Source organism: Actinobaculum suis (assembly GCF_900618115.1).
GTDB classification, from domain to species: domain Bacteria; phylum Actinomycetota; class Actinomycetes; order Actinomycetales; family Actinomycetaceae; genus Actinobaculum; species Actinobaculum suis.
In genome coordinates this window covers 485,341-508,294 of record NZ_UYIO01000001.1, presented here as the reverse complement: position 1 = coordinate 508,294, position 22,954 = coordinate 485,341, and the positions used below count along the sequence as shown (strand labels likewise).

At 57.6% G+C, this 22,954-nt stretch carries 14 protein-coding genes, 1 other RNA gene and 1 pseudogene; 9 read left to right on the top strand and 7 right to left on the bottom strand.

What is annotated here, in order from left to right; all coding sequences use genetic code 11:
- Positions 1-75: 75 nt before the first annotated feature.
- Positions 76-172, bottom strand: an RNA gene (gene ffs, locus H8274_RS02050) — signal recognition particle sRNA small type.
- Positions 173-503: 331 nt separating this feature from the next.
- On the opposite strand from ffs, the gene H8274_RS02045 reads away from it, so the two are divergent.
- Entirely contained in the window at positions 504-1,655 is a 1,152-nt protein-coding gene (locus tag H8274_RS02045; protein WP_074661503.1) for an acyl-CoA dehydrogenase family protein, read from the top strand.
- Positions 1,656-1,843: 188 nt separating this feature from the next.
- Here H8274_RS02045 and H8274_RS02040 read toward each other — a convergent pair whose 3' ends face one another.
- Positions 1,844-6,733: an acyl-CoA dehydratase activase-related protein gene (locus H8274_RS02040; RefSeq protein WP_185933694.1), complete on the bottom strand. Its 4,890-nt coding sequence runs from the start codon at positions 6,731-6,733 to the stop codon at positions 1,844-1,846.
- 377 nt (positions 6,734-7,110) lie between these two features.
- Here H8274_RS02040 and H8274_RS02035 point away from each other — a divergent pair, with 377 nt between their 5' ends.
- Positions 7,111-7,716: a TetR/AcrR family transcriptional regulator gene (locus H8274_RS02035; protein WP_185933693.1), complete on the top strand. Its 606-nt coding sequence runs from the start codon at positions 7,111-7,113 to the stop codon at positions 7,714-7,716.
- Here the strand turns inward: H8274_RS02035 and H8274_RS02030 are convergent.
- Both H8274_RS02030 and H8274_RS02025 read right to left on the bottom strand, forming a co-directional pair.
- A complete protein-coding gene (locus H8274_RS02030) occupies positions 7,655-8,236 on the bottom strand; it encodes an anthranilate synthase component II (protein ID WP_185933692.1) in 582 nt (193 codons plus the stop codon). The genes H8274_RS02035 and H8274_RS02030 overlap by 62 nt on opposite strands.
- On the bottom strand, positions 8,233-9,741 hold the full coding sequence (locus H8274_RS02025) for an anthranilate synthase component I family protein (protein ID WP_185933691.1): 1,509 nt from the start codon (positions 9,739-9,741) through the stop codon (positions 8,233-8,235). The genes H8274_RS02030 and H8274_RS02025 overlap by 4 nt, the downstream gene beginning before the upstream one ends.
- Positions 9,742-9,940: 199 nt before the next feature.
- Between H8274_RS02025 and H8274_RS02020 the strand changes: the two genes are divergently transcribed.
- Positions 9,941-10,675 carry a hypothetical protein gene (locus H8274_RS02020; protein ID WP_197077782.1) on the top strand — a complete coding sequence of 245 codons (735 nt, stop codon included), beginning with the start codon at positions 9,941-9,943 and terminating at the stop codon, positions 10,673-10,675.
- A gap of 95 nt (positions 10,676-10,770) precedes the next feature.
- On the opposite strand, the gene H8274_RS02015 is transcribed toward H8274_RS02020, so the two are convergent.
- Complete coding sequence (locus H8274_RS02015; protein ID WP_074661496.1) at positions 10,771-11,676, bottom strand: LysR family transcriptional regulator; 906 nt, start codon at positions 11,674-11,676, stop codon at positions 10,771-10,773.
- A gap of 102 nt (positions 11,677-11,778) precedes the next feature.
- Here H8274_RS02015 and H8274_RS02010 point away from each other — a divergent pair, with 102 nt between their 5' ends.
- The 5 genes from H8274_RS02010 to uidA all read left to right on the top strand — a co-directional run bounded on the left by H8274_RS02010 (position 11,779) and on the right by uidA (position 18,906).
- Entirely contained in the window at positions 11,779-12,684 is a 906-nt protein-coding gene (locus H8274_RS02010; protein WP_049619119.1) for a pseudouridine-5'-phosphate glycosidase, read from the top strand.
- Positions 12,685-12,700: 16 nt separating this feature from the next.
- Positions 12,701-13,597, top strand: a complete 897-nt coding sequence (locus tag H8274_RS02005; RefSeq protein WP_049619118.1) for a carbohydrate kinase family protein — start codon at positions 12,701-12,703, stop codon at positions 13,595-13,597.
- Positions 13,598-13,701: 104 nt separating this feature from the next.
- Positions 13,702-15,144: a uridine transporter UriT gene (uriT, locus tag H8274_RS02000; protein ID WP_074661493.1), complete on the top strand. Its 1,443-nt coding sequence runs from the start codon at positions 13,702-13,704 to the stop codon at positions 15,142-15,144.
- Between the two features lie 305 nt (positions 15,145-15,449).
- Positions 15,450-16,940 (top strand): SulP family inorganic anion transporter, encoded by a 1,491-nt coding sequence (locus tag H8274_RS01995; RefSeq protein WP_049619116.1) that lies wholly within the window; start codon positions 15,450-15,452, stop codon positions 16,938-16,940.
- Positions 16,941-17,127: 187 nt separating this feature from the next.
- Positions 17,128-18,906, top strand: coding sequence for a beta-glucuronidase (uidA, locus tag H8274_RS01990; protein WP_185933690.1), 1,779 nt, complete (start codon positions 17,128-17,130; stop codon positions 18,904-18,906).
- 254 nt (positions 18,907-19,160) lie between these two features.
- On the opposite strand, the gene H8274_RS01985 is transcribed toward uidA, so the two are convergent.
- On the bottom strand, positions 19,161-20,165 hold the full coding sequence (locus tag H8274_RS01985; RefSeq protein ID WP_074661485.1) for a LacI family DNA-binding transcriptional regulator: 1,005 nt from the start codon (positions 20,163-20,165) through the stop codon (positions 19,161-19,163).
- A 474-nt stretch (positions 20,166-20,639) separates the two neighbouring features.
- Here H8274_RS01985 and H8274_RS01980 point away from each other — a divergent pair, with 474 nt between their 5' ends.
- Entirely contained in the window at positions 20,640-21,776 is a 1,137-nt protein-coding gene (locus H8274_RS01980) for a type IIL restriction-modification enzyme MmeI (RefSeq protein WP_185933689.1), read from the top strand.
- Here H8274_RS01980 and H8274_RS01975 read toward each other — a convergent pair.
- Positions 21,699-22,925: pseudogene (locus H8274_RS01975) on the bottom strand (IS3 family transposase). The gene H8274_RS01980 and the pseudogene H8274_RS01975 sit on opposite strands and share 78 nt — an antisense overlap.
- Positions 22,926-22,954: the final 29 nt, after the last annotated feature.

The following is a 22,954-nucleotide window of genomic DNA, read 5'->3' as shown; positions in this document are numbered from 1 at the left end:
CAAATATCGGGCTTATAGGCCAAAGATCGCGGGGGCCGGTACGAACTAGCTGGGCCGCGCGGCCCGCCCGCGCAAAAAAAAGACGCCCCACGCACCCGTCAGAGCCCGCATACCCTTGCTGCCTTCCGACCCTGGGGGAGTTTTGCGAGATAACGCCGCGTGGGGAGTCACCGGTGATTCTACAGGCCCGGCCCGTCTAACCAAAACCGGTGTGGGTTATCTCGCCTCCCAGCAGAAAGGCACGCGGGCGCGGTAATACGGCCCGAAGAGGCGAAAGCAACGGAAATAGCAGCGTGAGGTGCCGGGTGACGCTAGCGAGCCCGAGATCTGGCCAGCGTGGGAACGGACCGGCGCGGGAGTAGGTATTGGCCCGCGCGAGGCCCAGGCGTGCGCAGCACCGGTAGGCGAAGGTTCGCGTGCTTTAGGTGTGCCATGCCCCGCCACGGGCGCGTAAAGTTAACGAGTGCGCGAAGCGCGTACTGGATGTTGAACAAAGGAGCACCATGGCATTCCTATCGGATGAGCTACTGAGCACTCTCCATGCACGGGCGGCCGCACACGATGCCGCTAACGAATTCCCTTTCAATGACTACGAAGATTTGTGCAATGCCGGCTACTACGCCGCCTTTGTTCCGGAAGAATACGGCGGAGCCGGTTTGAGTTTGGCGGAAATTGCCGCCGAGCAGACGCGTTTGGCGAAAGCCGCGCCGGCCACGGCACTGGGCATTAATATGCACCAGATTATTGTGGGTTTGGGCCGCTGGCTGGTACGGCAAGGGGTAGCCAACGGAGAAAAGATTTTGCGGGAAGCTGCCGCGGGCAAACTTTTCGCTTTCGGGATTTCCGAACCGGGCAATGACCTGGTGCTTTTCGGTTCCCTCACGCAGGCCCGGGAAGATGGCCAGGGCGGCTATCTGCTTTCCGGTACCAAGGTTTTCACTTCGCTCGCACCCGCTTGGGATTGGCTCATGACTTTCGGGGCGGTTACTTCGGAAACGGGCACGCAAAATGTGTTTGGCCTCGTAAACCGGAACGACGGCGGCTTTGAGATCAAAGACGATTGGCATGTGACGGGGATGCGGGCCACGCAGTCGAATACTACGGTGCTCCAGGAGGCGCGGATTGCGCCGGAAAATGTGCTCGGCTTGGTGAACCCCGGGCCTTCTAAGGAACCGGTAGTGTATGGCATTTTCTCTAATTTTGAGATTTTGCTGGGTGCTACTTATCAGGGCATTGGCGAACGGGCGATTGAAGTAGCGGCCGCGCACGTAAAGCAGCGTAAGTCTGTATTGCATCAAGACGTGTATGCCAATGATCCGGATATTCGGTGGCGTATCGCGGAAGCAGCACTCACCATGTATCCCGTGGGGCCGGCACTACGCGAACTGGCGCACAGCGTGGATAATGGCGGGGAGTTGAGCGACCCGGGCGAATATCCGCGTTTTTCCGCGGCCAAGAATTTGGCGGCGGAAGCTTCTTTGCGGGCCGTCAATGAATGCATCCGCGCCTGCGGGGGCAGCTCTTACTACGAAACGCACGAACTTTCCCGTTTGTACCGGGATGTGCTGGCCGGCCTCTTCCAGCCTTCGGATCAAGAATCCTTGCACTCGGCCTGGGCGAGCATGGTGCTCGGCCCGATCGAAAAGAAAAACTAGGCCCACCGGCCGCTCGGCGTTAATCGCTTAGCCGAGCGGCCAGTGCACAAAAACCGCTAGGCCACGGCTGCTAAGCCACGGCCGCCAGGCCACGCGGCAGATAAGCCGCCAGGCGAGTAAGCCGTGCGGCACGCAGCCGGGCGCCGCTTTCAAAGCGGCGCCCGGCTGCTGGCGTTAATGCCGCACGTTTATTGTTTTTCGGCCGGAACGAGTACGGCTCGCATGCGGCCATCAGCCCCGCGCTGCATTTCCACTCTGGCGGAGCGGCGCTTGCCCGGCCGGGAAGAGGCCCCGCTCGCGCGCCAGCCGGTTTGGGTGCCAGCCCGGCTACCTGCTCGGGCCCGAGCCCGGGAGAATGCGCCGAAGCCGCGCTGGGCTGCAAACTCGTCTTCGCCAGACCAGTCTGCGAGCACACCGGTGTGCGGGTCGATCAGTTTGCCATCTGCCCGCTGGATCGGTTCCCCACTTTCCATGGCTTGGGCCCAGGCCTTATGGGCCGTGGAAACCATGAGTTTGATCCGGTTGAGCTGGTTTGTTTCCGAAGCCCCCGGGTCGTAATCGATCGAAACCACATTGGATTGCGGGTAGGCATGCCGCAAGGCGCGGAACATGCCCCGGCCCACCACGTGGTTCGGCAAACAAGCGAAAGGCTGGGCGCAAATAATATTCGGCGCTCCACTTTCGATCAGCTCGATCATTTCCCCGACCAGCAGCCAGCCTTCCCCAGCTTGCGTGCCCAAAGAAATAATCTTCTGGGCCTGAGCTGCAATATGGTCGATCTTGGCTGGGACGTCGAATTTTCCGTCGGTGGCTGCCAAAGCATCCCGCATCGGCTTTTCGTATACCTCCACAGCCTTAATCCCCAGTTTTTGAGCGCTCCGCCCGGCCTTCGTGCCCAGCCCGAAGTGTTCCCACTTGTAATCGGCCACGTACATGCCCTGCAAGAAGAATGCGGCCAAGCCCGGGAGCACGGCTTCGCAACCTTCAGATTCGATGACCCGTACGGCGTCGTTATTAGCATCCGGGTGGAACTTCACCAAGATTTCGCCCACCAAACCTACGCGCGGGCGGCGCGGTTCATCGCGTAGCGGGAGCTCATCAAATTCGCGCACAATATTTTTGATAATCCACGTGTAGCCCACGCGCCGGCCCGCGGTTTCCGAATAACCGGAACGGAAGAATTCGCGAGTAATGGCATCCCACCGTTCGTACAGCCGCATCGCCGCGCCCTCTTCTACTTCGTACGGGCGTACGCGCAACAGCACGGTTTGGAGCAGATCGCCAATCACTACCGCTTGTACCGCCCGGTGTAGCAACTGCGGCGTGAGTTTGAACCCGGGGTTAGTTTCAATGCCCTGCGCGGAAAGTGCAATCACGGGCACCTGTGGATAACCGGCGTCCCGCAAAGCTTTCCGCAACATGCCCACATAGTTAGTGGCCCGGCACATCCCACCGGTTTGCGTGATCGCCACACTCGAACGATCCGGATCCGCCCCGCCCGTCACAAACTTATTGACGAGCTGGCCAATCACCATAATCGCCGGGTAGCAAGCGTCGTTGTTAACGTAACGCAAACCTAGTTCTACATCTTCGCGCGAAGCATGTTCGAGCACCTCGACGTCGTACCCGGCCCGGGAGAGAATCGGCTCAATCATACGGAAATGTACCGGTGACATTTGCGGTACATAAATCCGGTGCGTGCGGGCCTCTTCCTCCCCGAACACCGGTGCTCCCGCCGGCGTGATCGAGTAGCCTGCTTCTTCCTCGCTTTGCGTGGTATCGATATCCACCGAGCGCATGGCTTCGCCGTTCGGCGCGGTAAGTTTCCCAAACGACGCCGTCGCTGCGGCCTGTTCGGCGGCAGCTTGTTCGGCGGCAGCTTGTTCGGCAGCAGCCTGTTCGGCAGCGGCCTGTTCGGCAGCAGCCTGTTCGGCACGTTCGATTGTGGCCGATTGCAGGGAGCGCAAGCGAATCCGGGCGGCGCCCAGATTGGAGTTTTCGTCGATCTTCAGGGAAGTGTAGATATCGCCCGTCTTTTCCAGGATTTCTTGCACCTGGTCCGTGGTTACCGCATCGATCCCGCACCCAAAGGAATTGAGCTGCACCAAAGACAGATCCGGGGTGCGCCGCACTATGGCTGCCGCCTCGTATAGCCGTTTGTGGTAGGTCCACTGGTCGCGCACGTACAGTTCGTCCGTAATGGTCGATTCCGTCATATCCCCGGTAAGGGCATCTTCGGAAAGCACTACCATGCCCAGGCGCTGAATGAGTTCGGGAATACCGTGGTTGATCTCCGGATCAATATGGTAAGGCCGGCCGGCCAGCACGATTCCGCGCATATCGTGTTCGCGCATGTACTGGAGTGCCCGATCCCCTTCCGCCTTAATATCGCGGCGCACATTCTCCATTTCCGCAAACCCGGCATCAACCGCCTCGCTGGCTTCTTCCACGGTCACGCCCGCATAGGCGAAACAGTTCGCCAATTGTTCGGCCAGTTTTTGCGGATCATTGAGGGTCACAAAGGGATAGAGGAAGCGGACTTCCGGATCGTCCAAGCCCTCAATGTTTTGGTCCAGTACTTGCGGATAGAAAGCCACAATTGGGCAGTTGAAGGTGTTATCGGCGTCTTCGAATTGTTGGTATTCGTAATTCACGCACGGCATGAAAATGGTTTTGACCTTCTTGGAAAGTAACCATTCAATATGCCCGTGGGCAAGCTTGGCCGGGTAGCACACGTTTTCGGAAGCGATGGATTCCATACCGGTTTGGAACAGCCCGTGCGAAGACCGCCCGGAAATACGCACCCGGAAACCCAGCTCGGTAAGAATCGTCCACCACAGCGGATAGTTTTCGTAAATCCCCAAGGCGCGCGGAATTCCAATCGGCCCGCGCGGGGCGGGTAGGCCGCGCGGGCGGCGGTACCCGAAAATCCGCTCGTATTTATAGTCGTACAAGTTCGGAATTTCCGACTTTTTCGGCCGCTTTTCCAGGGAAGCTCCCCGATCGCACCGGTTCCCGGAAACCTGGCGGGTACCATCATCAAAAGTAGTGATCGTGAGTTTGCACCGGTTTTGGCAAATCTTGCATTCGCGCTGTTCGGTATCGAAAGCAAAACCGTCTAGATCCCGGCGCAACATGCTCGAAGTGCTACCTTCTTCCCAGTTGCGCTGGGCCGTCAAAGCTGCCCCGTATGCTCCCATGAGCCCGGCAATATTGGGCCGGATTACTTCCCTACCGGTGAGCAATTCGAAGGCACGCAAAACGGCGTCGTTCAAGAAAGTACCGCCCTGGGCCACCACGTGTTCCCCGAGTTCTTCCGGCGAACGCATCTTGATTACCTTGTACAGGGCGTTGCGCACCACCGAATAGGACAGGCCGGCGCAAATATCGGCCGCATTAGCGCCTTCCTTCTGCGCGGCTTTCACGGCCGAGTTCATAAACACCGTGCACCGCGAACCAAGGTCAACGGGAGCTTTAGCCTGCAAACCAGACTTCGCGAACTCGATAATATCGGTGCCCATAGTGGCGGCGAAAGTTTGTAGGAAAGAACCGCAACCGGCCGAGCAGGCTTCGTTCACGGAAATGGAATCCACCGCGCCATTACGGATCTTGATGTATTTCATATCTTGCCCGCCGATATCAATCACGGAGGTGACATTCGGGGAAAGGTGGGCGGCAGCCCGGTAGTGGGCCATGGTTTCAATCACGCCTTCATCCACGTGCAAGGCCGACTTGACCAAATCTTCCCCATAGCCGGTAACGGCCGCGCGGGCCAAATACGCCCCTTCCGGGATGGCTCCCATAATTGTGCGGGCCAATTCCACGGCGGCCTGCACCGGTTCGCCCTCATTGGAACCGTACGTGGAATGCACGATCTGCCCCTCGGCGCCGATGAGGGCCGTCTTAATCGTGGTGGAACCGGCGTCGATACCGAGCCAGAGCGGGCCGCGCGCCTGTTTAATATCTACTTGCGGCACGGTGGCCCGGGCGTGGCGTTCATCAAATTCGCGTTTTTCTGCCTCGTTTTCAAAAAGCGGGCGCAAAGTGGGCGCCGCCGAACCCAAAGACTGGGCGTGTTCCAAAGCGTCAATATATGCGTTTACCGGTTGGGCTGGCCCACTAGCTAGCATGGCCGCGCCCAAAGCCACGTAGAGCTGGCCGTTTTCCGGGGTTACAAAGTTTTCCACCTGCTCGCCCAGTACCCGCCGGAACGCTTCTCGCATTTGCGGCAAGAAATGCAAAGGCCCGCCCAAGAAAATAACGTTTCCGCGAATCGGGCGGCCCGCGGCCAGCCCGCCCACGGTTTGAATGGCCACCGCTTCGAAAACGGAAGCGGCAATATCTTCATGCCGCGCCCCCTGGTTGATAAGCGGTTGCACATCAGTTTTTGCGAACACCCCACAGCGGGAAGCGATCGGATAAATCGTCTCGTACTTTTCGGCAAGCGTGTTTAGCCCGGCCGCATCCGTATTCAGCAGGCTCGCCATCTGGTCAATAAACGCCCCGGTACCGCCCGCGCACGTACCGTTCATTCGCTGTTCCGGGGTGGGTTTCAGATAGGTGAGCTTGGCGTCCTCCCCGCCCAGTTCAATCATTACGTCTACATCCGGGTTGAGCCGCTCAATTGCTTCCGTGGAGGCCACCACCTCCTGCACGAAACCCACGCCCATGCCTTGCGAAACCGAAAGCCCGCCCGAACCTGTAATCGCCGCATACATGGATTCTTCTGGGAAAGCCTCTGCCACATCGGTGAGCAGACGCAACATTTCCCGCCGTACGTCCGCATTATGACGCCGGTAGGCCGAGAAAATGATTTCCGTGCCGCGCGTGACCACCGCCTTAACCGTGGTGGAACCTACGTCTAGCCCCAGCCGCAAAGTGATATCGGTTGCCGGCGAGGTTTCCGGAGCAGTTTGCAGCGAGGTTTCCGGGGCGGTTTGCAGCGGGGTTGCCGGCGCGGTTTCCGAGGCAGTTTGCGGCGGGGTTTCCGCGCTTGGCGCCGCCGCCGGCGCCGTCTTTTCCGCGCGCGGTGCGCTTGCCGGTCCAGTCTGAGCATTGGGAACGGGAGCACCCGTCATAGTTCTGTACCCCTCCGAGGCGAATCAGCGTATGCGATGTATGACTGCCCGCAAGCTCGGGTGACGCGAACCCGCGAAGCTACCAAAATGATCGTTCTGTAATTAGTACTTGTTCAACCATAACGATCGTTCTGGTCAGTATGTTATTTCCGCCTATTTCCGTGATGCTAATCTTGCGTAATTCACAGCGCGGTAGATTTGCCCACAACTTTCGGTAAATATGTCCATTATTTTTCCTAAACACACGCATTTTTCCCAATCCTCGCCCGCGTTTTACCCTAAATTCCTGCCTTAGCAGCAGGAATGTTCTTGACTTAGCGGCAGGTGCGCGGCATTTCCTTACCGGAAAACCCTGCAACGCCGCTTAGACTGAGGGTATGACGTCTCACAAATCTTGCCGCCAGGAGATCTTGGCGGCCACGCGCCGCCTGATTCTCACCAAAGGCGTTTCCCAAGTTTCTATTTCGGATATTGTGCGCGAATCGGGGACGTCTGCCGGAGCGATCTATCACCATTTTGAAAACAAGCCGGCGATCTTCAAAGAAATTATTGCGGAAGCTATTTCTGCCCCGCGCTGGGCTATCAATTTTGCTTCCGAACAGGCTCTGGCCCCGCACGATATTTTGACCATGGCTTTTGACGCGCTCGACGCCGATCCCGAACGCGCCAAAGTTCTGGTGCAACTGGGCGCCGCCGCTTTAGGCGATGGCGAATTAGGCCGGCTACTCAAAGATATCTACAACGAGTTTTCCACCAAGTTGCTCAACCTCATGCAGACTTGGGCCCGCGAGCAAGGCAATCCGGAAGCCGATATGTGCGGTATCGCCCCGCTCTTTATTGGACTTATCGAAGGCTATGCGATTCAAAGCATACTTTTCGATAGTTTTAACCACCGTGCTTACCGCCGCCAGGCAGTGGCCGCTATAGCGCATGTGCTGCCGCTAAAAAGCGCTCCAGCATCGCCGGCCCCTGCGGAGTCATAATCGATTCGGGATGGAATTGGACCCCGTACACCGGGTAGCGCGTATGTTCCACGGCCATAACTTCGGCGTCGTCGCAACTACGCGCGGTAACCCGTAACTCCGGCGGCAAAGTATCCTCCCGCACCGCCAAAGAATGGTAGCGCGCTACTTCTTGCGTGGCTTCCAGCCCGGAAAAGAGTACGGATTTAGTGTCGACGGCGGCCGGGTCGCTTTTCCCGTGCACCACTTTGTGGGCGTAGGTAATTTCTGCGCCGTACACCTCGCAAATAGCTTGATGGCCCAGGCACACGCCAAGAATCGGCACTTGCGGGCCCAGCTTAGCTATAAGCTCTTCGCTGATACCGGCGTCTTTCGGGAAACCCGGGCCGGGCGAAATCACGATCGCTTCCGGATGCAGGGCCGCGATTTCTGCTACCTGCAGGGCGTCATTGCGCACGGCCCGCACCTGCGGATTGAGAGCACCAATCACCTGGTAGAGGTTATAAGTGAAAGAATCGTAGTTATCGAGAAGCAGGATCATGGGAACACCACATTTCCAGGGCCGATGAGTTCTTCAGCTACGCGCAGGGCGTCTAGCATCGCGGCAGCCTTATTGACGGTTTCGCGGTATTCGGTTTCCGGTACCGAATCTTGCACGATTCCGGCCCCGCTGCGCGCCCACACGCGCCCGCCCGCTTTATAGGCACAGCGGATAGCGATGCACACGTCCAGGTTGCCAGAAAAATCGAGGTAGCCGAGCGCCCCGCCATACAGGCCGCGCCGGTCCCCTTCCAGTTCGCTAATGATTTCCATGGCCCGGATTTTTGGCGCCCCGGAAAGCGTTCCGGCGGGAAGTAGTGCTTCGACGGCGTCTAGCGCGTCCTTATCCGCGCGGACCTTCCCGCGCACTACCGAACCGATATGCATTACGTGGGAGAAGCGCAAAATCTCCATGTACTTTTCCACTTCTACCGTGCCGAACTCTGAAATCTTGCCAATATCGTTACGGCCCAGATCTACCAGCATATTGTGTTCGGCCCGTTCCTTTGGGTCCGCCAAAAGTTCGGTGGCCAAGGCTTCGTCTTCCGCGGGTGTTTTCCCCCGCGGTCGCGTACCCGCTAAGGGGAAAGTGTGGAGTACGCCGTCGGCAAGTTTGACCAAAGTTTCGGGGGAAGCCCCCGCTATTTCGATCGCGTCCCCCGAAAAATAGAACATGTATGGGGAAGGGTTGATCGTACGCAACACCCGGTAGGTATCGAAAAGTGAACCTTCGAAAGGCGCGGAAAGCGCATTAGAAGGCACGATCTGGAAAATATCGCCCTCGTGAATATAATGCTGGGCGCGGCGCACCAACTGCGTGAACTCGGCTTCGCTGAGCGCCGCGGTAATCGGCCCGGTAAGGCGGCCGTGCGTATGCGGGCTCGGCGTACCAGATACCAACAACTGAGCGAGCTCTTGCAGATGTGCGGCGGCGCGGGCGTAGGCGGCTTCCAGATCGGGGGCCTGCACATCAATATTGGTTATGAGCTGGATGGTTTGGGCGTAATTGTCGAAGGCGATCACGGTTTCAAACAGCATGAGGTCTACATCATTGAAACCATGCGGGTTCGCGGCCGCTAGCTGCAGCGAAGGTTCGGCGTATTTCACGTAGTCGTAGGCGAAATATCCCACCAGCCCGCCGGTAAAAGTAGGCATGCCCGGAATTTTCGGGCTGCGGTAGCGGGCCAGAATATCCCGGATTATTTGCGAGGGGTGTGCCGTAAATGTTTCCCCGGGAGTGATGGTGACTTGGCCGTCCCGAGCGGTAACTTCCAGGCTCGGATTTAGACCCAAAAATGTGTAGCGACCCCAAGTGTTATTTTGCCCCGCGGATTCGAGGAGGAATACGTGGTCGGAAGCATTTTTGAGGATCGCGAGCGCACCTACCGGGGTAAGAAAATCGGAAAGGAGGCGCATTGCCACCGGGCAACGCGTGTATTGGCCCGCGGCGGCGTATTCGCGCACCTCGTCTAGGCCGGGGTGTAATGCTACGGAATCGGTACACATGCGGTTAATAGTAACGCGTGGCAATGCGCACGCGAAGGTAAAACAAAATACGCGCAACCGCGCACCCCGCATATACTCCAAACGGTAAGCGACCGACATCAGAGCTACGGGCGATAACCGCGCGGGCAGTGGTAAGCCCCGGCAACCGCAACGGGCAAACAGGCATCAAGCAAACAGACAAAGGAAGGGCGGGAAACGAGTGGCGGAACACGAAAACGGCGCATCCCCGGAAATACCGCAGGGAGCGCTTTCGAAAGCAGCCGAAGCCGAGGAAGTGCAGGTTCCGGATTTTCTTGCGAACCCGCAACGCACCGATATTTTTCTGATCGCCATGCTCTTCGTAATATTCGTGTTTGGGATTGTGCTTATTCCCTTGCGCGCCTGGCTTTTGAACCACCCGTGGGCTTACACCTTGCTGGTGGGTGGCTACACTTCTTCGGTGCTGGGCGGGGCGAATGCTTCGGTGGGTGATGGCCCGTGGTGGGGTTATTGGCTGTGCACGCTGGTGGGCGCGCTGAAGTTCATGCCTTTCTACTATTGGATGGGCCGGCGTTGGGGCATGGACTTTATTGACCTGTCTACCCAGTACACGCCCCGCGTGCAACGGTTGGCGCGGCGGGCGCTGGCCTCGCGGCGCGCTCAGGTCTTCACTTCCTGCCTGGTACCGGTGGGTTACTGCCCGGGTCCAATCCCGACGTCGATCGTGAACGGCTTGCTTGGTTTCTTGCGGCAACGTGCCTGGCTAACGGCGCTCCTCAATATTTGTTCCCTTTTGGCGGTGAACGGCGTCTTTATTGCGCTCGGCTGGACCTTTGGAACTGAAGTGCTCGCGGTAGTGCAGCTCATCAACAAATACCTGCTCTGGTTTACCTTGGCGCTCATTGGCCTTGCTTTCTTCCAAGCTTGGCGCGGCGCCAAGAAAAACGGAAAATAGTCGGCGCCGCGCCCGGGCCTTCCGCTATCCGTACCGCACCCGCGCCTTCCCGCTACCGGGCTTGAAACAACCACCCACGGCGTCGGCGCCCGCGCCTAGCCCGCGTGCGCCCAGTTTTCGCGTACTTTGATGATCAGCTGGATTAGGTATTCGACGCCGGGTAGGGCCGGCTGGCGCCAGGCCACATCGAGGGGAATACTGGCCGGTGGGCTGATCGGTGCGGCAGAAAGGCTTTGCGGGATTTCCAAAGCGAAATCTTCGGGGACCAGCGAATAGGCCCGGCCGGTGGTGAGCATATAGGAGTACGCGCCCGAAACGCGCAAGCCCGCATGGGATATTTCCGGTTCGATCCCGGCCCCGTGCAATAGCCCCACCAAATAGTCGTAATAGCGCGGGCTGTTTTCCCGCGGCCAGATCAACAGCTTCTTATTACGTAAACTCGCTACTTCTACGGGCTTATCGGGATGGAATTTGCCGGGTCCAGAAACCACCCAAATGGCGTCCTGGCCGATCGTGGCCCCGCGCGCGCCAGGCGGGGCTTGTACAAAATGCCCGGCTACCAAATCGGCCTGCTCCCGGATAAGCAATCCTTCTAGTTCCCCGGTTCCCACTTCCAAAAGCTTCACGCTCGTGCGCGGGCTCCGGGTATTTGTTTCCTGGTCGAGCGCCGCGAGCACCGCCGGCGCTAACCGGTTCACCAAACTGGGAGAAAGCCCGAAACGGACGGTTTGTGTGGCCTGCGCGGCCCGGGCTAACTCACCCAGCTTTTCCGCTTCCCGCAACACCAGGTCCACTTGTTCTACGAGCGCCGCGCCGGCCGGCGTCAACCTCGATCCGGCCCGGGAACGTTTGAAAAGGACCACCCCGAGCGCCCTCTCCAAATTACGAATATCGTTACTGACCGTGGGTTGGGAAACCCCCAAAAGCTCGGCGGCCTTACCGAAGTGTTCAGTTTGCGCCAATACCGCAAAGGTGCGAAGCTGATGTAGCGTGTACTTCATAAGGCTTTCCTATCAAAGAATAGGTAAATAGGTCTGGTTCCAGCTCCTATTTTCGCATTAGATAAGGCCTAAGAGAACCATCTAGCATGCAAAGGAAAGAAAATGGCTTCCATTAAAATTGCTGATTCCATCGTGGCCGCGGTAGCGGCGGGCAAGCCGGTTGTTGCCCTCGAATCCACCATTTTCACGCACGGGTTGCCGCGCCCCCGCAACTACGAAGTGGCGCTCGAAGGCGAAGAAGCTATCCGCGCCCAAGGTGCCGTTCCGGCTACCATCGGCGTATACCACGGCGTGCCCACGGTAGGCCTCACCCCGGAACAGATCAAGGAACTTAGTGAGGACGACGACGTCTTCAAGGCCTCCATCCGGGACCTGGCTTACGGTGCTGTAACCAAGAAGAATGGCGGCACCACGATCGCGGCCACCACTTTCTTGGCATACAAGGCCGGTATCAAGGTCTTCGCCACCGGCGGTCTGGGCGGCGTACATCATGGCGCTTCCGAAAACTTTGACGAATCTGCCGATCTGTTGGCTTTGGCCAAGTATCCGATCGTACTGGTGAGCTCGGGTGCGAAGGCCGTGCTGGACATTCACGCCACCCTGGAACGATTCGAAACCCTTTCGGTGCCGGTAGTGGGCTACCAGACGAACAACTACCCGGGCTTCTACGTGGCCGATTCCGGTTACAAGCTGGCCAACCGCGTGGAATCGCCGGAAGAAGTGGCCACTATTTTCAACACCATGCGGGATATGGGCCTTTCGGAAGCGATCTGCGTGGGCAACCCGGTTCCGGAAGCCGAACAGCTCGATCCGGAAGGCTTGGACGTAATCATCGAAAAGGCTTGGCAGGCCCTGGAAGATCAGAACGTGGAAGGCCAAGCAGTAACGCCCTTCCTGCTCGAGTTCATTCGCCAGGAAACCAACAATGCCAGCCTGGACGCCAATGTAGCCCTGTACTTCAACAATGCGCGCGTGGCCGCAGATATCGCCGCGGCACTTGCCTCCTAAGAAAAACTGATGCGTCATGCTAGGTGTTATAGGAGATATTGTTCAAGACATCGTGATCTGGTTACAGGAACCGGTGCGCCCGGCAACTGATACCAGGTCTGAGATCACCATGACCCGCGGAGGTTCTGCCGCAAACGTGGCGGCCTTCGCGGGTAGCCGCTACCCCACGCGTTTTATCGGTTGCGTAGGCGATGACCTAGCGGGGATCACCCTCACCCGGGAACTGGAAAGCCACGGAGTGGAGGTGAAATGCCAGGTGGCGGACGCTACCGGAATGATCGTGGTTATGATCAACGACCATGGCGAACGGAATATGTTTCCTTCGCGCGGGGCTTCCGGGCAATTACAAACCATTGCCCCGGAGTGGCTGGACGGCATCGAATTGCTGCACATCACCGGTTATTCGCTCCAAGGCAACCCCACCGCCGATTCCGTGATTGCGGCCGCGAAGCAAGTGAAAGCACAGGGCAAAATGCTTTCCTTCGATGTTTCTTCCACGGGAATGATCGACTTTTTCGGTATCGATAAATTCAAAGAGCTAATGCGCGAACTGCGCCCAGATTTTGTTTCTGCCAATGAAGACGAAACAAAATACATGGACCTCGCGCACGGCGACCAGCCGGGAGAATTCCTAGCCGAACTGCCGGAAACTACCCTCCTGGCCCGGGCGGGTAAAAATGCCACCAAGATATTTATCGAAGGAAAACTGCACGCTACCGTGCCGGTGAAACCTGCCAAGAATCCGCGCGATATGACGGGAGCTGGCGATGCTTTCAACGCCGGTTTCCTCGCCTCATATTTGCGTCATCGCGATGTGATCCGCGCTACCGAAGATGGTCATGCGCTGGCCCGCCGCGTGTTGTACTCACCAGGTGCCACCGAACCACGCGAGGATGAGCTCGCAGACCTATAGTAATCAACCTATAGTAATAAACTTGCGCGGGCGGGCGGGACCATAGTTTTCGACTAGGCCCGCCCGCCCGTCTGAACCCCTACTAGCTCAAAGAGGAGCCACCTATGAAAACCACTACCTCCCGCAGAGTCGTGGATAAAACACCAAGTGTTCCGGTGCTTATGATCGCGCTCATTGCCGCGATCTTCGCCTTCCAACTCAACGCTTCCATGCTCTCCCCCGCCCTGGTGACTATGGAACACCAGCTCGGTGTTGATGCCAGCCAAATTGGCCTTACCCAAACAGCATTCTTCGCCGCGGCCGCGCTGTTCTCCCTCTTCCTCCCCCGCTGGGGCGACCTGATTGGCCGGCGCCGCATCATGCTGTGGATGCTCGCCATTACCGGAATCGGGTGCGTGATCTCCGGACTTTCCGCATATGTGGGCGGAGTGCCCCTATTGGCCGTGGGCCGCGTTATTCAGGGCGTGGCCGGACCGGTGGTTCCCATGGCACTGATTATGTTGCACGTACAGGTGCCCGATAATCGCCAATACGCCAAACTTATGTCTGTGCTCACCGCAATCAACGGCGGTATTGCGGGTGTGGATGCCTTGGCAGGCGGCTGGCTCGCCGATAAGTGGGGTTTCCAGTCCGTGTTCTTTGTGATGGCCGTGGTGTGCTTGATCGCCGTCTTCGCGATCTGGCACGGCACCGTAGAATCGCGCGCGGAAGAACAGGTACCCATGGACTGGAAGGGCACGTTCCCGCTGGTGATCGTGCTTGCCGCTCTCTACTTTGCCTTCAACGAGGCCGGCAAACTGGCCGAAGCGAACTGGGCGCTATTCGGCGCACTCATCGTGGTAGCAATTATTGCCTTCTGGATTTTCTGGCAGGTAGAAAACCGGGTGGAACACCCGCTAGTTACCACCACGTATTTGAAGCAACGCCGCACTTGGGCTCTGCTAGGTACCACTTTGCTGACCATGACCGGCGTTTTCGCGGTGATGAACGGGCTGGTGCCGGGCTTGGCACAAGACGCGACGGTAGGCCCGGGAATTAGCGCCGCGGAAGTTTCCTTCTGGACGCTTTCCCCGTACGCGATTGCCGGCCTGCTCATGGGTCCGATCAGTGGCCAGTTGGCCTCCCGTTTCGGTTACAAGCGCGTATTGCAGGTGGGTCTGTTGCTCACCAGTTGCTTGCTTTTCTTCACCGCTTTCGTAGCCGATCGGCCCACGCGCCTGCTGCTCTTGCTCATTAGCATCGCGGTGGGTATTACCTACGCGGGTATCGTCAACATTATGCTCAACGGTTTGGGTGTGGTACTCAGCCCGGCCGATAACCAGGGTTACCTGCCCGGCATGAATTCCGGTGCCTTCAACCTGGGTGCCGGTTTGAGCTTCGCGATCCTTTACGCGATCAACACCTTCGTGGGGCAAAGTGCCGACGTGCTTGCCGGCTACCGGTGGGCGATTATTGGCGGGGCGGCGCTGGTGCTGTGCGCGCTGGCCTTCTCCTCCCTGATTCCCCGGCCCGACGACGTTAGCGACTCCGCTTCCGCGCAAGCCTAAACTGCTTTCCGCGCAGGCCTAAATACAATTATTAGGGCCGCGGGCGGGGCACAAACCGGGTTTATACCTTGGCTTGGGCCCTGCCCGCGGTTTTTTAACCGGCAAGTTTTAGGCCACGACCCGTACTTTCTGAACTGTAAGGACTTTGGAACTAAAACGCCATACGTGATCTATGCGGGCCGCTGGCATTCTGCCCTAGCATTGCAACTTTTGTGACCAGGGCGGCACTACAAGTGCTACAGGTATGCGATAGCCTAACAATTCTGCTGTTTTGCACGCACCGCAAGAAAGAGAGTTAGAAGCCCATGCCTCACAAGACGCGGCCAACTGCATTAGACACCATTGGGTCGTTTAAGACCGCATTTTCTTCCGGACGGACGTTTATTACGGAAGTACTTGCCGGCCTGGTGGTGGCATTCGCAATGATTCCGGAAGCGCTCTCATTTTCGATTGTGGCGGGCGTAGACCCGAAGGTCGGCCTTTTTGCTTCCGCGGCGATTGCGATCACGATCGCGTTTACCGGAGGGCGGCCGGCCATGATGAGCGGGGCTGCCGGTTCGGTGGCACTTGTAATTGCGCCGGTAATGCGCGATTACGGCATGGACTATTTGATTGCCACGGTATTGCTTGGCGGCCTGCTGCAAATCATTATGGGTGTGGCCGGGGTGGCACGGTTGATGCGTTTCATTCCCCGATCCGTAAATATTGGCTTCCTAAATGCGCTGGCCATTTTGATTTTCTCGGCCCAGTTGCCGCATCTAATTAATGTGCCGTGGCAGGTTTACCCACTAGTTGTTGCGGGCGTGCTCATCGTCTGGTTGCTCCCCAAATTGACGAAGGCGATCCCTTCCTCTTTGGTGGCCATCGTGGTCCTCACCATCTTCGTCGTCGTGACGGGTATTGGCGTACCCACGGTTGGAGATATGGGCGAATTGCCTTCCTCTTGGCCTACCTTGCTGATCCCGCAGGTGCCACTGGCCTGGGAAACTTTGCAGATCATTTTCCCGTACGCCTTTGCGATGGCTTTGGTGGCCACGATGGAATCCCTGCTCACCGCGAATATTGTGGATGATGCGACGCAAACCTATTCGGTTAAGTCCCGAGAAACTTGGGGGCAAGGCATTGCTAACCTGGTGGCCGGCCTATTTGGCGGCATTGGCGGTTGCGGAATGGTGGGGCAGACCGTAGTAGGCATCCAGGCCGGTGCTCGTACCCGCCTTTCCACCCTGGTTTCCGGGATATTTCTCCTCGTATTGGTGGTGGCACTCGGCGATATTACCGGGCTGATTCCGATGGCAGCCCTGGTGGCCGTAATGCTAACCGTGGTGGTGAGCACCATGGATTGGAATTCGCTCAAACCTTCCACGTTGCGCGTGATGCCATTTTCCGAAACTTTCATCATGCTGGTGACGGTGATACTCACGGTATCTACCGGAAACTTGGCGATCGGCGTGATTGCCGGCGTGGTAGTGGCAATTATTGTGTTCACACATAACGTTTCCCAGTTCACGGAGCTAGAGCGGGAAAGCACTCCGGAAGGCACCACGTATCGGATCAGAGGGTTGCTGTTCTTCGCCTCCTCGAATGATCTCTTCTACTCCTTCGCCTTCAATGAAGACACTTCGCCGGTAACCGTGGACCTAACCGGAACCGTTCTTTGGGACGCTTCCGCGGTTTCCACCTTGCATTCGATCCACGAAAAATATCGCAAACAGGGCAAGACCATGCGCGTGACTGGCTTGCGCGAAGGCGGCCGTTCGCAAAAGATGCTGAACCGCCTCTGGGGTGTTGATTAGCTTTCACACGTGACCAGGTTTTAGCTGCCTGCAACTAATTCCCGGCTAACCGACTGCTAGCTACCGGCCACCGGCTAGTAGCTGGGGCGGCCACGGCCGCCTGCAACTTTTGGCAACTTGACCGCTACGGTGCCATATTCCGAGATACTGGAGTGGAACAAGCTACATCTTTGGTAAAGGAGCCAATATGTTACGTGTGAGAGAATCCCGTTCGCGCCAGGTTAAGTCGCTGAACGGCACCTGGGATTTCAAGGTCGATACAAACAATTCCGGCTTTGCGGAAAAATGGTTCGCCGGCCCGCTCGACACCAACCGCAAGATGGCAGTACCTGGGTCGTACAACGACGTCTTCATCGATAATGCCACGCATGACCACGTTGGTTACGTGTGGTACCAGACCACTACCTTCGCTCCCAAGTTTGGCGAAGATCGTCTAATCCTGCATTTCGGCTCGGCAACGCACGAAGCCACGGTGTTTGTTAATGGCACCGAAGTAGTGAGCCATGTGGGCGGGTACCTGCCCTTCGAAGCCGATATTACAGATCAGGTGCAGGCAGGCGAAGAATTCACGATTACGGTGGCGGTTGATAATCGCCTCGGTTGGAATTCCATCCCGCCGGGCTATGTGGATCAAGACGTGGACGGCAACGATGTGCAGCACTATTTCCACGATTTCTACAACTACGCCGGTATTCACCGCAGTGTCTCGCTTTACACCCGCCCCGCGGTTGCCGTACAAGATGTCACGATTGTTACCGACATTGACGGCACGGACGGTGTGGTGAAGTACGACGTCGTCGCCAACGGTGCGCAGCAGGTTTCGGTGCGGGTGCTGGACGCTACCGGCACGGAAGTTGCCGCTGGCGAAGGTGCCACGGGTGAACTGCGAGTCGCAAACGCTGATTTCTGGGCTCCCGGCCACGGCGCGCTATACACGCTCGAGGTGACGGCCGATAGCGACGTCTACCCGCAGCGCTTCGGCATCCGCACCGTGACGATCGAGGACGGCGTGTTCAAGATCAACGGCAAGCCGTTCTACTTCCGCGGTTACGGCCGCCACGAAGATAACTACATTCGCGGGAAGCAGCACGACGACGTTTCGATGATCAACGATTTTGACATCATGCGTTGGCAGGGTGCGAATTCCTTCCGCACCTCGCACTACCCGTATGCCGAAGAAGTCATGGACTACGCGGACGAACAGGGTTGGGTAGTAATCGATGAAACCCCCGCTGTTGGTTTGAACATGGGCATTGGCGGCGGTATCTTCGGCTCGCAGGGCTTCACCACTTTCTCCGAAGAAACGGTAAACAAGACCACTCAAGAGGCGCACGCTCGCGAAATTCGCAACCTCATTGCGCGCGACAAAAACCATCCGTCGGTCGTCATCTGGTCGATTGCTAACGAACCGGAAACGAACACGGACGCTTCCCGCGAATACTTCAAACCACTTGTCGAACTGGCACGGGAAGCCGATCCGACCCGCCCGGTTGGTTACGTGAACGTCATGCTCTCGACCCCGGACGTTGAGAAGATTACCGACCTGTTCGACGTCATCATGCTCAACCGCTATTACGGCTGGTATGTGAACACGGGCAAACTGAACGACGCCGAAGCGGCGCTACGCCGCGAAATCGACGGCTGGATCGAACGTTTCCCCGGCAAGCCAATCATCTTTACCGAGTACGGCCCAGATACGCTAAACGGCAACAAGGACTTCTTCGCCCGCCCGTGGTCCGAAGAGTTCCAGGCAGATAACCTCGCCATGTTCCACCGCGTGTTTGACGACTACCCGCAGATCCAGGGTGAACAGATGTGGAACTTCGCCGATTTCCAGACCGTTCCGGGCACCATGCGCGTGGCGGGGAACAAGAAGGGTATGTTTACCCGCGACCGCCAGCCCAAGCTCAATGCCTACAAAGTGCGTGAACGCTGGCTCCGGCTGAAGGAGGAACAAGGCGCCTAGCTCCTGGTCTAGAGGCGCTTAGCTCCGAGTTACGAGGCAGAGCGGGCAGGGCCTCACCCGCTGCGTTTATGTTTTTCGCAGAGCCGCCCTGCCTCTTGCACGCATCCCGCAGATGGGGAGCCTGGTATGTTTCTGGCTTTACCGGCCCGGACCAATACCAGGCTCCTTTTGCGTGCCGTGCTAACGCTATTGGACTACTGGGGCGGGGCCCTTTCTCCCACTTTTGTACAGCCGGAGCGGGGCCCGCGCTACCCCTATTGGACCACTGGGGCGGGGCCCGTGCTACCCCGCACCGCGAACTCAACCGGAAGCAGGAACGTTTTGCGCTCCCGGATTCGGCGGTTGTTGTTCTGCCAGATCAGCGATTCGGCCGCCTTGCGACCGATGTTTTCACCACCGGAGGAAAGTGAGGTGAGAGGTGGATCGGCAAGGGTAGCCAAATACGAATTATCGAAACCGACTACCGAGACGTCCTGCGGCACTGCCATGCCCCGGCGGCGAATTTCGCGGATGAAACCCACCGCCATCGCGTCATTAAACGCAACCACCGCGGTGCCATGTTCCGGCCGCCACCTGCGAGCCGCTTTCTCCCCACCTTCAAACATCGCTACGAGGCCACGCACCTGCCGCACGTAAAGTCCCCGCTGTTCGCACTCGCGTTGCAGAGCACGCCAGCGGAACGCGTTCGTCCATGATTGTTCCGGCCCGGCTAAATAGGTGAGCCGCGTATGGCCGAGTTCTTGCAGGTGCTCGCACATTTCGTGGACGCCACGTTTGACACCAGCAACCACGCACGTGTGCCCAGTGGCGTGCCTATTGATTAGCACTACGGGCTTTGCGCGCCCGAACTTACGGATCTCCGCGAGGCTCAGGTAAGAAATCGGAAAAGCGATGCCATCGAGGAACGGAAGCACCGCATTAAGAGTCCGCTTCTCGGTTTCGGGAGTTCCCGGGGAATTGATCACCACCATGCTGTAGCCCTTGGCCGCCGCGGCATCTTGGAAGCCCTTGAGAATATCGCGATAAACCGGATTCGCAATCTCTACCATCACGATTCCAAGTAAGCGCGGACTTTCCGATTCTTCCCAGTAGACCGATCCCGTTTGTTTGTAGCCGAGCGTGCGGGCGGCTTCATGTACCTTGGCAACCGTTTTCTCGCTCACGCGCGCCGGCGAGGAGAAAGTTCGCGAAACCGTGGAGGCCGAGACGCCCGCAAGCTTAGCGACGTCGTAGATAGTTACATTGGCGTGCTCGGTCATGGTTTATCCACACCCACTCTCACGCTCACGTGTTGCCATGCAGCCATAATATCTAGCCAAGCCTGCGCGCGGGAGAAACCCGGGACTATTTCAGGTGTTCGGGTGTTCGGGTGTTTTGGTTTGGGTGTACTGGTTTGGGTGTTGCTGATGTGGAAGGTACTACTGGCACTTGCCGCTATTGGAGCTTCCTGCTTTTGACGTTTTACCGCTACAGGCGCTTACCGCTACGGGCGCTTGCTGTTCCGAGATGAAAGTGCAGTTTTCGAAAAGGGGAGCGTTGACTGATCTGATCTGCTTCGCGCAAAGCCGTTTGACCCCTTCTCCTATGGCAATTGGGCTACGCTGCGTATTCCTCTGTATTCCTCTTTTATATACCGTTACACTTCGGCCAATCCACGAATAAGTGTTAGATTTCGCGACGGCGTTACCCTGCGCCACAATTTTGTGTCGGACCCTGCAGCTAACATGGGGGCTATGACGGCACAGGTTACAGGTTCAACGCTTACCGAAACTCAGCGGCGCCACAACGCGCAGACTTTCGCGGAAACGTGGCGCGGGCGCGGCTATGAAAAGGGCGATACCCAACAGTTCTGGGGTAATTTGCTGCGTTCGGTCATGGGCATGCCGGAAGTTCAAACCGTCACGGGCGTGCGCTACGAGGAAGGCACCTCCCGGCGTGGCTATATCGATGCCATCATTCCGGATGCGAAAACACTCATCGAACAGAAATCCATCGGCGTCAATCTTGATCATGCAGAAATGCGCCAAGGCCAGATGGTTACGCCTTTTGAACAGGCTATGAACTACGCGAATTCGCTCCCCAATTCGCAGCGGCCCGATTACATCATCGTCTGCAATTTCGCCGAATTCCGCATTCACAACCTGGACGAAGTGAAACCGGAAGAAAACTATCTTTCGTTCCGGCTTGAGGAGCTCCCGGAGCAGTACCATCTTCTCGATTTCCTCATCAACCCCGCTAATACGCGGCGCCACCGGGAAGAGAAAGTCTCGATGGATGCCGGCGCGCTTATCGGCGAGCTATATCGCGGCTTACGCGAGCAGTACATCGATCCGGATAGTGAACGCAGCCAGCATTCCCTCAACGTATTGTGCGTGCGGCTCGTGTTTTGTTTGTTTGCGGAAGACGCCGGTGTTTTCTCTAAAGATTCCTTCCACTACTTCCTCGCCAATACGCGGCCCGATCAGGTCCGCACTCGCCTCCTCGAGCTTTTCCAGGTGCTTGACACTCCGGAAGATGAACGCGATCCGTATTTAAGTGACGATCTCAAAGCCTTCCCCTACGTCAACGGAGGGCTGTTTAATTCTCGTACCTCCGGCCCAATCGAAATTCCACTATTCACCGAGGAACTCTATGATCTCCTGGTCAACCGGGTCTCGCGGGATACCAACTGGGCGGAAATCTCGCCCACAATTTTCGGCGGCGTTTTCGAATCCACCCTGAACCCGGAAACCCGCGCCAGCGGCGGCATGCACTACACCAGCCCTGAAGCGTACTGGGTTTTGTTCCGTTTCTTATACGGGGGTCAGCTCGCTGACCCGGGTTTGTTTGTATCTTGTGATGACCTCGTGTGGGGTGGTGTAGTTGAGTGATTCGTGGAGTCGTTCGGTGTTCTACCAGTGGACCCAGTTCAAGGTAGCCCATTCGACCTCGGTACATGAACTCCAGGACTGGGAGTAGATCAACTCGCTTTTGTACAGACCGTTGACTGTTTCAGCTAGGGCGTTATCGTAGGAATCACCGACCGAACCGGTCGATGACTTAAATCCCGTAATCAGCGAGCTTATCGCTGTAGGCAATTGACGTGTATTGCGAGCCGTGATCGGCGTGATGAACCAGACCATCAAGACCCTCTTTCGCGCCCATGATTGCCTGCTCAAGTGCCTCCAGTGGAAGAGCCCCGGTGGTCATGGATGAACGTGTCGCCCAGCCCACGATCTTGCGGCTAAAGACGTCGGTGACGAAGGCTGTGTAGACGAACCCTGACAAGGTGCGAACGTAGGTGATATCAGCAACCCATAACTCGTTGGGCCTGCCGGCTTTGAACTGCCGGCCAACTAGATCCGGGCGAGAATCTGGCGCTGGTGCCGACCGGGTGGTCACCGGCACCCGGCCGCGGCGAACACCGCTAATACCGGCGATTTTCATGAGCCTGGCGACCTGGTCGCGGCCAACATTCCACCCGGCACGGCGAGCTGCGTGCCACATTTTCCGTACCCCATACACGCCATAATTGCGAGTATGGATCGTCTTGAGCTCGTCGGTTAGCATCCGGTCTCGTATGCTCCTAGCGCTGGCAGGACGGCTTTTAGCTAGCCGGTAGTCACGGGAGGTGATAAATCCTCCCTCCAGACTCGCGCCCAATACCCGGCAAATCGGTCAGGCCCCGAAACGATCCCTATACTCATCAATATAAGCAATCATTATCGGGCCGGTCGGTCGAGCTTCGCTGCGAAAAAAGCTGAGGCAGTTTTCAAAATCTCGTTCGCCCGCCGTAATTCCGCGTTCTCGCGTTTTAACCTTTTGATCTCTTCGTGTTCTTCACGTGTTATTCCGCCTTTCTTACCCGAATCAATCAGGTGCTGGTCATACCAGCCCCGCAATGACTCATTCGATACCCCAAGCTTCGGGGCGATCTTTTGAATCGCCTGCCACTGCGTCACGCTCGGATCATCGCCTAGACGATCCGCAACCATCCGCACCGCGCGATCTTTAAACTCTGGTGAATACCTCTTCGCCATGTTCCTAATCCTCTCAAAAACAGGTAGGA

Bases quoted from the DNA above. Each gene is read 5' to 3' on its own strand.
- H8274_RS02045 (WP_074661503.1), top strand. From the start codon at position 504: ATGGCATTCCTATCGGATGAGCTACTGAGCACTCTCCATGCACGGGCG.
- H8274_RS02040 (WP_185933694.1), bottom strand. From the start codon at position 6,733: ATGACGGGTGCTCCCGTTCCCAATGCTCAGACTGGACCGGCAAGCGCA.
- H8274_RS02035 (WP_185933693.1), top strand. From the start codon at position 7,111: ATGACGTCTCACAAATCTTGCCGCCAGGAGATCTTGGCGGCCACGCGC.
- H8274_RS02030 (WP_185933692.1), bottom strand. From the start codon at position 8,236: ATGATCCTGCTTCTCGATAACTACGATTCTTTCACTTATAACCTCTAC.
- H8274_RS02025 (WP_185933691.1), bottom strand. From the start codon at position 9,741: ATGTGTACCGATTCCGTAGCATTACACCCCGGCCTAGACGAGGTGCGC.
- H8274_RS02015 (WP_074661496.1), bottom strand. From the start codon at position 11,676: ATGAAGTACACGCTACATCAGCTTCGCACCTTTGCGGTATTGGCGCAA.
- H8274_RS02010 (WP_049619119.1), top strand. From the start codon at position 11,779: ATGGCTTCCATTAAAATTGCTGATTCCATCGTGGCCGCGGTAGCGGCG.
- H8274_RS02005 (WP_049619118.1), top strand. From the start codon at position 12,701: ATGCTAGGTGTTATAGGAGATATTGTTCAAGACATCGTGATCTGGTTA.
- uriT (WP_074661493.1), top strand. From the start codon at position 13,702: ATGAAAACCACTACCTCCCGCAGAGTCGTGGATAAAACACCAAGTGTT.
- H8274_RS01995 (WP_049619116.1), top strand. From the start codon at position 15,450: ATGCCTCACAAGACGCGGCCAACTGCATTAGACACCATTGGGTCGTTT.
- uidA (WP_185933690.1), top strand. From the start codon at position 17,128: ATGTTACGTGTGAGAGAATCCCGTTCGCGCCAGGTTAAGTCGCTGAAC.
- H8274_RS01985 (WP_074661485.1), bottom strand. From the start codon at position 20,165: ATGACCGAGCACGCCAATGTAACTATCTACGACGTCGCTAAGCTTGCG.
- H8274_RS01980 (WP_185933689.1), top strand. From the start codon at position 20,640: ATGACGGCACAGGTTACAGGTTCAACGCTTACCGAAACTCAGCGGCGC.